15 protein-coding genes are annotated in these 9,303 nt (G+C 57.1%); 4 read left to right on the top strand and 11 right to left on the bottom strand.

Annotated elements, in window-relative coordinates; all coding sequences use genetic code 11:
• Positions 1–48: 48 nt before the first annotated feature.
• Positions 49–1,413 carry a putrescine-ornithine antiporter gene (gene potE, locus AABC73_RS15205; RefSeq protein WP_341519899.1) on the top strand — a complete coding sequence of 455 codons (1,365 nt, stop codon included), beginning with the start codon at positions 49–51 and terminating at the stop codon, positions 1,411–1,413.
• A 58-nt stretch (positions 1,414–1,471) separates the two neighbouring features.
• Positions 1,472–2,371 (top strand): polysaccharide deacetylase family protein, encoded by a 900-nt coding sequence (locus AABC73_RS15200; RefSeq protein ID WP_341519898.1) that lies wholly within the window; start codon positions 1,472–1,474, stop codon positions 2,369–2,371.
• 66 nt (positions 2,372–2,437) lie between these two features.
• Here the strand turns inward: AABC73_RS15200 and AABC73_RS15195 are convergent, their stop codons facing one another.
• Entirely contained in the window at positions 2,438–3,526 is a 1,089-nt protein-coding gene (locus AABC73_RS15195) for an NADH:flavin oxidoreductase/NADH oxidase (RefSeq protein ID WP_341519897.1), read from the bottom strand.
• An 87-nt stretch (positions 3,527–3,613) separates the two neighbouring features.
• On the opposite strand from AABC73_RS15195, the gene AABC73_RS15190 reads away from it, so the two are divergent.
• The gene (locus AABC73_RS15190; protein WP_341519896.1) at positions 3,614–3,916 is read left to right on the top strand and encodes a helix-turn-helix domain-containing protein; all 303 of its coding nucleotides are present in this window, start codon (positions 3,614–3,616) and stop codon (positions 3,914–3,916) included.
• A gap of 14 nt (positions 3,917–3,930) precedes the next feature.
• Here the strand turns inward: AABC73_RS15190 and AABC73_RS15185 are convergent, their stop codons facing one another.
• The 8 genes from AABC73_RS15185 to AABC73_RS15150 all read right to left on the bottom strand — a co-directional run bounded on the left by AABC73_RS15185 (position 3,931) and on the right by AABC73_RS15150 (position 8,145).
• Entirely contained in the window at positions 3,931–4,272 is a 342-nt protein-coding gene (locus AABC73_RS15185; protein WP_341519895.1) for a type II toxin-antitoxin system HicB family antitoxin, read from the bottom strand.
• Positions 4,269–4,520 (bottom strand): type II toxin-antitoxin system HicA family toxin, encoded by a 252-nt coding sequence (locus tag AABC73_RS15180; protein ID WP_341519894.1) that lies wholly within the window; start codon positions 4,518–4,520, stop codon positions 4,269–4,271. Before AABC73_RS15180 ends, AABC73_RS15185 begins: the two co-directional genes overlap by 4 nt.
• Positions 4,521–5,048: 528 nt before the next feature.
• The gene (locus tag AABC73_RS15175; protein WP_341519893.1) at positions 5,049–6,083 is read right to left on the bottom strand and encodes a tyrosine-type recombinase/integrase; all 1,035 of its coding nucleotides are present in this window, start codon (positions 6,081–6,083) and stop codon (positions 5,049–5,051) included.
• Positions 6,084–6,296, bottom strand: a complete 213-nt coding sequence (locus AABC73_RS15170; RefSeq protein WP_341519892.1) for a DUF4224 domain-containing protein — start codon at positions 6,294–6,296, stop codon at positions 6,084–6,086. It abuts the gene before it with no gap.
• Between the two features lie 93 nt (positions 6,297–6,389).
• On the bottom strand, positions 6,390–6,626 hold the full coding sequence (locus AABC73_RS15165) for a hypothetical protein (protein WP_341519891.1): 237 nt from the start codon (positions 6,624–6,626) through the stop codon (positions 6,390–6,392).
• A 54-nt stretch (positions 6,627–6,680) separates the two neighbouring features.
• Positions 6,681–6,824, bottom strand: a complete 144-nt coding sequence (locus tag AABC73_RS15160) for a hypothetical protein (RefSeq protein ID WP_341519890.1) — start codon at positions 6,822–6,824, stop codon at positions 6,681–6,683.
• 168 nt (positions 6,825–6,992) lie between these two features.
• Positions 6,993–7,655: a hypothetical protein gene (locus AABC73_RS15155; protein WP_341519889.1), complete on the bottom strand. Its 663-nt coding sequence runs from the start codon at positions 7,653–7,655 to the stop codon at positions 6,993–6,995.
• Positions 7,656–7,818: 163 nt separating this feature from the next.
• Positions 7,819–8,145, bottom strand: coding sequence for a hypothetical protein (locus AABC73_RS15150; RefSeq protein ID WP_341519888.1), 327 nt, complete (start codon positions 8,143–8,145; stop codon positions 7,819–7,821).
• A 99-nt stretch (positions 8,146–8,244) separates the two neighbouring features.
• Here AABC73_RS15150 and AABC73_RS15145 point away from each other — a divergent pair, with 99 nt between their 5' ends.
• Positions 8,245–8,442: a hypothetical protein gene (locus AABC73_RS15145; protein ID WP_341519887.1), complete on the top strand. Its 198-nt coding sequence runs from the start codon at positions 8,245–8,247 to the stop codon at positions 8,440–8,442.
• On the opposite strand, the gene AABC73_RS15140 is transcribed toward AABC73_RS15145, so the two are convergent.
• Entirely contained in the window at positions 8,391–8,714 is a 324-nt protein-coding gene (locus tag AABC73_RS15140) for a hypothetical protein (protein WP_341519886.1), read from the bottom strand. The genes AABC73_RS15145 and AABC73_RS15140 overlap by 52 nt on opposite strands.
• A 64-nt stretch (positions 8,715–8,778) precedes the next feature.
• Positions 8,779–9,297, bottom strand: coding sequence for a hypothetical protein (locus tag AABC73_RS15135; RefSeq protein ID WP_341519885.1), 519 nt, complete (start codon positions 9,295–9,297; stop codon positions 8,779–8,781).
• Between the last annotated feature and the right edge of the window lie 6 nt (positions 9,298–9,303).

Genomic DNA, 9,303 nt, shown 5'->3' with positions numbered 1-9,303 from the left:
GCGTTTTCACTGGAATACCGCGCTTTGTGAAAGGCGAAGGAGTGCAACATGGTTAGCGCAGTCAAGAAAATGAACGTGGTCCAGCTGACGGTGCTGACGGCGATCAACATGCTGGGTTCGGGGATTGTCCTGTTGCCGTCCAAGCTGGCGCAGGTGGGCACGATTTCGATCTTTTCCTGGATCGTCACCGCACTGGGTTCCCTGGCGCTGGCGTATGCCTTTGCCAAGTGCGGACGCTTCAGCCGCAAGCCCGGCGGCATGGGTGGTTATGCCGAATATGCGTTTGGCCGGTCCGGCAACTTCATGTCCAACTACACCTATGGCGTATCGTTGCTGATTGCCAACGTGGCCATTGCGATCACCGCCGTGGGCTACGCGACGGTGCTGTTTAACATGAAGCTGACTCCGATTGGCGTCGCCATGGCCACCGCCGGCCTGTTGGTGCTGACCACCGTGGCTAACTTCGGTGGCGCGCGGATTACCGGTCAAATCGGCAATGTCACCATTTGGGGCGTGGTCATTCCGGTATTGGGCGTTTCGGTCCTGGGCTGGTTCTGGTTCGACAAGTCCTTGTACGTTGCGGCCTGGAATCCCCATGACATGCCGCTCCTTGAAGCCGTGGGTGCGTCCATTTCGATCACCCTGTGGGCGTTTCTCGGCCTTGAGTCCGCGTGTGCCAACACCGATGCGGTGGAAAATCCGGAACGCAATGTGCCGATCGCGGTATTGGGTGGCACCCTTGGGTCGGCGGTGATTTACATCGTGTCCACCAACGTGATCGCCGGGATCGTACCCAACATGGATCTGGCGGCCTCCAATGCACCGTTCGGCCTGGCGTTCGCCACCATGTTCACCCCTGTCGTGGGGCAGATCATCATGGGCCTGATGGTGATCGCCTGCATCGGTTCGCTGCTCGGCTGGCAGTTCACCATCGCCCAGGTGTTCAAGAGTTCTGCAGATGTGGGTTACTTCCTCAAACTGTTCGCCAAAACCACCGCCAAAGACGTGCCGATTGTCGGCATGCTGGTGCTGTTGGCCTGCCAGGTGGCGCTGACGCTCATGACCATCAGTCCGGACCTGAGCAAGCAGTTCGACATGATCGTCAATCTGGCGGTAGTCACCAATCTGGTGCCATACCTGATGTCCATGGCAGCACTGATGACCATGCAGAAGGTCGCGGGTGTCACGCCACGCGATGCTATGTTCACCAACGCGATTGCCTATATCGCTGCGGCGTATAGCTATTACGCGCTGTACAGCGCCGGAGCCAACGCGATGATGTTGGGCGGTATCGTCACCATGCTGGGCTGGACGCTCTATGGCACGGTCAGCCGTCGATTCATGACAGTCGATGCCATTGTGGTGACAGATCCGGTGATAAACGCGGATGCGGGGACGGCAAGAGGCCAGTAGACTGTTCGCCAGATATTCCATGGCGATTAGCGTCAGTCACTCGGACACCAGCAGATCAATGAGACGTATCGTCACCGCTTTAACGGGGCTCGCCATGCTGGCGAGCCTCGCCGGTTGTATTTCCGCTCCGATTCCGTTGACCGCAGAGACGTCCCAACGTCTCCAGTCACAAGCTCCGATCCGCTTTTTGCTGACCTTTGACGATGGCCCAAGCGCCTCGGGCTTCTCCAATCCAACCCTGACGGTTCTGGACAGTCTGAAAAACAACCCACTGCAGCCGGATATAAAAGCCGTGTTTTTTGTGCAAACCGGCGCTGCCCGTGCAGGCGGCAGTGAGCGCGGCCAGCGCGTGATGCGTCGGGAGAACGCGGCAGGTCATATCCTGGCGTTTCATACCGCAACGCCCGGGCACACCAATCATCGATCCTTGCCGCCTGAAGTCCTTGAGCAATCCCTGAGCGCTGGCAGTGCTGCCATTGCTGCGATCAGTGGCGCGCCGCCTGCGCTGGTCCGCCCGCCATTCTGGAATTACGACAAGCGCACCTTTGCCGCTTATCAGCGGCATGGCATGCAGGTTTTGCTGACCGATGTGAGCGCCAATGACGGCAAAATCTGGGGTTTCAACGCCAGCCCACGCAGGCGCGCCAATATGCTCCGGCAACTTTCCGAAGTTCGCGAGCGCATCGCAGCCGGTGAATTGCCTACGGTGGATGGCGTGGTTCCCGTGGTGGTGACCTTTCATGACTTGAATCGCTATTCAGCCCGGCACGCTCGGGAATACTTGCAGATCCTGCTGGACAGCGCCAACGCAACAGGGGTGAGGACTGCCGAAAAGCCGTTTTATGATGACCATTCGATATTGCTGCGCGCGGCACTGGCGCGCACGGTTCAGAACGGCGACGAACCGGTGCATTTGCCGGGGATGTGGAACTGGATCTGGGGTGCCAATTCGCAGTGATGCAAACACCATTGATGTGAAAAAGGCGACCTGATGGTCGCCTTTTTGCTGGATGGTTGCTGACTGTCAGTAACGCTCAAGCCAGTGAGCGTAAGGGGCTGGCAATGTCCAGGAAGCGCGTTCCACACCCAGTTCCTTGGCAGCGAAATAGGCCCAGTGCGGGTTGGCCAGGTGAGCACGTCCGACCATGACCAGATCCAGCTGTCCGTCCTTGATCACTTGCTCGGCAATCGCCGGGGTGCCGAAGCCCCATGCCGAGGACACCGGAATACCAGCCTCACGACGCACACGCTCGGCAATCGGCCCCATGAACGCAGGCGCCCACGGAATATTGGTTTCCGGAATCGTGAAACCGATGCTGACGCTGAGCATATCCAACCCGGCAGCCTTGAACTGACGGGTCAATTCAATGGACTCCACCAGGGTTTGCTCGTCGCGGCCATCGAACTCAAGCACACCGAAGCGGGCAGTCAGCGGCAGATTTTCCGGCCAGACATCGCGCACTGCCGCCAGCGTTTCCAGCAGGAAGCGGCTGCGGTTTTCGAAACTGCCGCCGTAAGCGTCTTCGCGGTGATTGGAGTGCTCGGAAAAGAACGTCTGCGCCAGATAACCGTGGGCGAAGTGCAATTCCAGCCACTCGAAACCCGCATCCCGCGCACGACGGGCCGCCGCGACGAAATCGTCACGAACACGGGCGATGTCGTCCAGGGTCATCGCTTTGGGTTGTTTCGGCAGATTGGCACCGAAGGCGATGGAAGAGGGCGCAATGGTGTCCCAGCCGCGCGCATCATCGGCGGCTATATGATCGTCGCCTTCCCATGGGCGGTTGGCACTGGCCTTGCGACCGGCGTGGGCGATCTGGATGCCCGGCACCGATCCGGCAGCCTTGATGGCTTGCACCACCGGCACGAACGCCTGGGCCAGTTCGTCATTCCAGATGCCGGTGCAGCCCGGCGTAATGCGACCTTCAGGGGCGACCGCCGTAGCTTCCACGATAACCAGACCCGCGCCGCCGCGAGCGATGGCTGCCAAGTGCACTTGATGCCATTCGTTGATCAAGCCATCGACAGCGGTGTATTGGCACATGGGCGGCACGGCAATGCGATTGCGCAGCGTGACGTCTTTGAGGGTGTAGGGTTGGAACAAAGCAGACATGGTCAGACCTCAGGTCAATTTAAAATTCGGTTGTTCGATACTATTCGAACAATGGTCGTCTGGCAAACCCTTGTGTATGATCTGCCCATGCGCCCATTCAAACATCCTCCCGTCAGTGATTTCGTCCTCGAACGCTTGTTCTATGCCTTGAGTGATCCCGTACGCCTGGAAATCGTCCGCCATCTCGGCCGCGTCACCGACGCCAGCTGCGGTGAACTGGACGGCGGTAGACCCAAGTCGAGCATGTCCCATCACTTTCGTGTATTGCGCGACGCCGGCCTGGTCAGAACCCAGAGCGTGGGAACCACCCATATGAACTCACTGCGCAGAGAAGAGCTGGACAGTCGGTTCCCGGGATTACTGGCGGTGATACTGGCGCAGCAGAGCTGATCGACGTGTGGCATTCAAGCGTCTAGATCCAGATATTGACGCAACGCTTTACGCGTAAGGTCGTTTAGAGAGATTTCGTCCCGTGTCGCAGCTACGCTCGCTGCCAGATGCAGGTCATGCCCGACCCTTACGTTGAACGAGCCTTTACATGGCAACTCGGGATCTTTCCCCAAGGTCGCGCAAGTTTCGAGGTAGTCGTCCACCGCAGCCCGGAACGCTTCGGACAATTGGGCCACGGTTTGACCTTCATAACTCACCAAGGCGCGGATGAATTGAAGCTTGCCGAACAGGCAGTTGTCTTCCGGGCTGGCCTCAAGCGATCCGTAATACCCCCGATGGTGTAATAGCGTGTTCATGAAATGAATTCTCCTGCCTTCAAATGCTCGATGACCTGGCGTTTTACGTAGGCTTTTATCTCGTTTCCCGGGTGTGGCCGATGCAGATTTATCATTGCCAAAGCGTTGCCATTTTCAAATTTCACACGACTGCCTTCCCCCTCAATCTGCCTGTACCCAAAGCCCTTCAGCAACGAGACCAGTTCAGGCCAGCTGAAGCCGGCATTCTTGTTCAACAATTTAGCGATTAGCTTTTCCTGCCTGGACATCCACGCTCCTTGCACGCGACTAAATTTAGTCGCACGACAGTCGAAAATCAAATTTTCCATTCAAACTATCGGTGCCTCAGTTTCTGAGCAACGTCCAAAAAGATGGGGTTGTATCCCAACGTTGGATTTGTGCAGAGCGGCAGAACGCCAAGGAGGAGGGCGGCAATCACGCCATTGCGCACCGCCACCATTTGTACGAACCGGATAAGCAAAAAGGGCGTCGTACCCGAGAAATTACTCTGTGATTCGGGTGTTTTTCCCAGGTGTGGACGGTTTGGTTGTTTTGCCAATTTTGAAAGGGCTGATTCAAAACCCCTAAAACGACGAAAGCCGCGCAGTGCGCGGCTTTCAAGGATGGTGCCCCGAGCCGGGGTCGAACCGGCACGTCCTGGAACGAGGGATTTTAAGTCCGTGACGTTATTCAGCTAAATCATATGGTTAGGCGTTATTCCGCACCGCTAATCAATGTAATTAGCTCGCTTCTAGCCCTTTGTTTTCAATGGGTCCAAATTGATTGCGGTGCGGAATTCATCGGGTTGGCGTGACCTTTTTGCCGATTCTTTTGCGTATATAGTTCTCCGTCATGACCACTGTTGTGTGCCCGAGCTGGTCTCGCGCCTGCAAAATATCGCCACTCGACTCTGCCTTGTCCGTTCCGGCTTTTGCTCGAAGGTCACGCATTTGGAAATCCCCCTTCTGAACCCCGGCAGCTTCGCGCGCCGCGTCAAATCTTCCACGCAACATGCTGCTTGTCATGGGCTGGCCGTTATCCATCACGATGAGTCGAGTGGTACGAATCCTGTGACCATCTTTCCTGGCTAGAATCCGATCAATAACAACCCTCAGTTCGCCTGTTATCTCAATTCGCCGCTTAGCCCTGGTTTTTCCTTGCTGAACGGCAAGCCTGCCATCTCTGATATCGCGCTCGTCCATTTTCAGGGTGTCCGCGATTCGCTGGCCGGTTAGATAGAAGAGATCAAGGGCATCTCTGAGCGGCTGCTCGGCATGCCCGTACACCAAAGCAAACATCTCATCCTCGATATAGTGATCCCGACCTACCTCCTTATGACCCTTGACGCCCGCACATGGGTTGGCCAGGGCTGTATATCCGGCACTCCTTGCAAAATTCCAGATAGCGCTCAGCAGCGCCTTTTCCCGATTGGCTCGAACAGGGGCCGTCTTCCCTCGCTGACGCAGGTACTGGACAACGTGCTTCGGCTCAATGGCCTCCAGTGGGGCCGGCGGATCATCGAAGAACTTGAGAAGCTGCTTCAGCTCCCTGGCATTGTCTATTTGCGTTGCTGAGCCCTTGGTTGGCACCACCTCCATCATGTACTTATTGGCTACGTATGCGAACGTGAGCACTTGCTGTACCAGCGAGGAGGATGTCCGACTTTTCTCCAGCTTCGCGTACTCGACGATTGCGAGCCCGTAATCCGAGCCTAGCGGGATTTCCTTTCTGGGCGATCCTCCGGTGTCGTAGTAGTAATAGATGACGCCGCTGCGCTGCTTGCGCTTTCTGAGGCGCGTAACGCTGTCAGATTTAGTTGGCTTCCTTCCCATTTATCCCACCAGCCGCGGCTGCCATGTTGGTTTCTCCGATGTTGCGCTCACGGCCTCGCCACTCAGTGCGGACGCAACGACGCAGGGCCATCCACTGCGCTTGATCGTGTGGCGGATGCCATTCCGCTTCAGAACTGTCACTTGTCCGGCTTTCGTTTTTGCCCCGGTCAGCGTGCAGACCTCTTCATGTGACAGGAAAATAATTCCGTCCATATATAACTCCCGCAGCATATGGCTGAATGGTCAGTTTGATATTGTCGATGCATCCGGGCCGCGCTGGGCGGCGGAAGGGGTTATTCGATTGCTTTAGCTATTGCGCCGTGGCGAGCTGTACAGGTAGATCGCTGAATTGACTTCTCTGGCCCGCTGCATCTTGACGACATCAGCGCCCGTGCAGCTGTACCGCCGCCAGTGACTGCGCGCCTCGCACCAGTTGACGAGGATCAGGGGAAACTTGAGTCGATGCGCGGCGCCCATCACGCCAGACAGGAAGGTGTCCCAGTCGCAGCATCGCCGGTCGACCCATGCTTTCTTGCGGGCCATACAGATACCTCGCCCGCCGATCACCGGCAGGCTGTATATGGAAGAAGGGAGGGGTTAGCGGCGCTTGAATTCGGTGCAGCGGACGATGATCGTCTCGGCATCACGCTGAGTCGGTGAGCCCTCACCACGGGCGACTTTAGTTGCCGATATGAGTCGCTCCAGCAACTCAACAGGTACAGCTCGGGCTTCGTTGTTCATATCAGGACTTTCCACAAGGTCTGTTTTCATCATGCATGTCGTTTCCCTGCGCGCCAAAGTCGCAGCTGTCGCAAGTCCATGCTCCGTCGGTGTCAAGCTCGACTTTCCCAGAGTTGCACTGCGGGCAGGGATAGCTGACCTGTTTGTCTTCTGGAATCGAATCAAAGCTCATACCGTCTCGCTCCCGGCTGGCTTGGACAGATCAGCAATCCGCGCCTTAGCCTCCTCACACGTCTCATCGCTGGTGTGGCAGATGCCGTCATGCGGGCAATGGGCTTGGTTGCTGGTGTTGGTTTGGGGTGGGGCGTATCGGGCCATCATGTCCTCAAGGCTGATGTGCTTGCCTTGATGTGTATTGGAGCGGACAAAGGCCTTCTTGCGATCCTCTTCGTCTTCCTCCAATTCCTCTGCCGTAGGTTTAGATGCTTCTTCCAAAAGCCTCTGCGCCTCGGCCAGTTCGGATTGCAACTTATCCCGCTCATTCGACACGTCGGCCAGTTGTTGGCGCAGTGAGTTGTTTTCGGCCTGCAACCGGGTGGCGTGGGCGCGGTCGATCAGCTCGACAACCGTATGCCCCTCACCTTCAAGTTTGCGCAATGAGTCGTGGTCTCGGCTCAGCGACCAGCACTGGATATTGCCGTTCTTGGCGAATGATGCAGCGGCCAATACTTCCACCTCCCCGCTGAGCACTGGCGCTTGATGGGCTGCGGGGATATCCATCTCATTCAGATCAATTTCGACACCGCACTTCCAGCAGCATCCGTCACAGTCGGCATGCTCGGAGAGGGTGAACACTGCTTTACAGCTCCAGCACTTCAATTCGTTGCTCATGATTTCAATTCCTTCGCGCGCTGCGCATGAATGGCCTGGCGCTTCTTCGAGCAGGCCTTGTGGTTGCCGACGGTTCGCATGAGGCCGCACACATCACATTTTGTCTTGTGAGCGAACCATGGCGAGGGGATGGGGCTGTCTGAGGTGGAGCGGTGGAGGGCGGTCATTCAATAAACTCGTCGCCATCACAGGCGCTCAGGTAGACAGCCTTTGCCAGCGCGATTACCTTTTCCGCCTGCTCGATCAGATCGGGATACTGATCATTCCAGTTCTGCTTGTATGCCTTGCTCAGCACGTCTTCTAGGCACTTGAGCATTTGGGGCGCAGTCCGCATTAGGTAAGCGTTGGCCCAGCTTTCTTCGCCGATCACAAACTTGATGCCGTTGTGGTCCATGGCTCCAATGGTGGCGATCTCAAGCGGATCGCCATCCCGCATTACACAGACGCAGTAGTCCTGGCGATCTACCAGCCATTCTTCTTTGGTGTGCATAGTCGAATTCCAGTCAGGCGCACTTCTCCGATACCGGATGAGGTGGCGCAGTGTGTAGGTGGTTGAGCTACGCTTCATCGCTTACATTGAGGAATAGCCATGAGCGAAGATCGTGTAGAGGCGCTTGAAATGGCGCTGAAATACTTGGTGATTGTGATGAGGGAGCGCGGTGTCGATTTGACTGCCGTGAATGCGGCGGTGGCCGACAGGCTGTTGCAGTCGCCCGAGCGAAAGTATCTTGCGGCTCAGGCGGTGCTCGCTATTGAGGAGGCGGCTGCGGAAGTCAAAGGGACGTAGCAGATCAGCTCGAGCTCGGCGGCCACCTCGAACACCTGGTTGAAGGCTAGACCTTCGTCTCCAAGAGTGTCGCCATGTTCGGCGTCAAACTCCCAGACCAAGTGGTAAAGCGAGTCGCAGCCCAGGCAGAGCTTGGCGGTGTAGAAGTCGCCGTCCCATTTTCCCGCATATCCCATGTATCGCTCTCCTGGCGATATTTGGCGACGGCAGCTTTCGCATTTATGAGGCTTGCGCGCAGTGGTCGTCCGCTTTCCTTGAAATGAATCGCTCATGGCAATCTCCATGCATGCGCCGCCCTCCGTCAGTTCGGACGCGCGCGGGAAGTAAAGCAGGGGGTTATTCGTCGCGACAGATGCGAAGCGTCTTGCGTTTGAATTCAGCGTCAAGCAGTCGGGCGAAACGCGCTGGCAGCACATAAGGCTCGCGAGGCGGCATTGTCAGGAAGGGAATGCACCGCACCGGGCCGCAGTCATGGAGCGCATGAATCACCAGTCGCACTGCCGAGCACTGATCTTTCGCGCCGGACCACTCGACCAGCAACTCCAGTGCATCGCGCGTCCCTTGCCTGGCTCGGAAGCGGATCATTTCGCTACCGGTAATGTGCGCCACGTTTTCGTGATAATCCAAAACCGGGCGCGAGCCAAGGAATCGAATCACTCCGTCCCGGCCAAGCCCTTGAACATGGTGAATCATCCAGGTGAGCGCTTCGGCCTGCTCGTCAATCTTGGACCACTCCATCAGCTCAGCCAGTGCCTGTCGTGTGCCGGGCCTGACCCGTAGGCGCAATTCCTCCTCCTGGGCCGCTATGCGCTTCTTCGCCGTCCGGGCTGACCGTTCTGCTGTGTTAAATGCCATAAACTG

The organism is Pseudomonas sp. G.S.17, from assembly GCF_038096165.1.
Classification (GTDB): Bacteria; Pseudomonadota; Gammaproteobacteria; order Pseudomonadales; family Pseudomonadaceae; genus Aquipseudomonas.
This window is presented reverse-complemented; position numbering and strand designations above follow the sequence as displayed.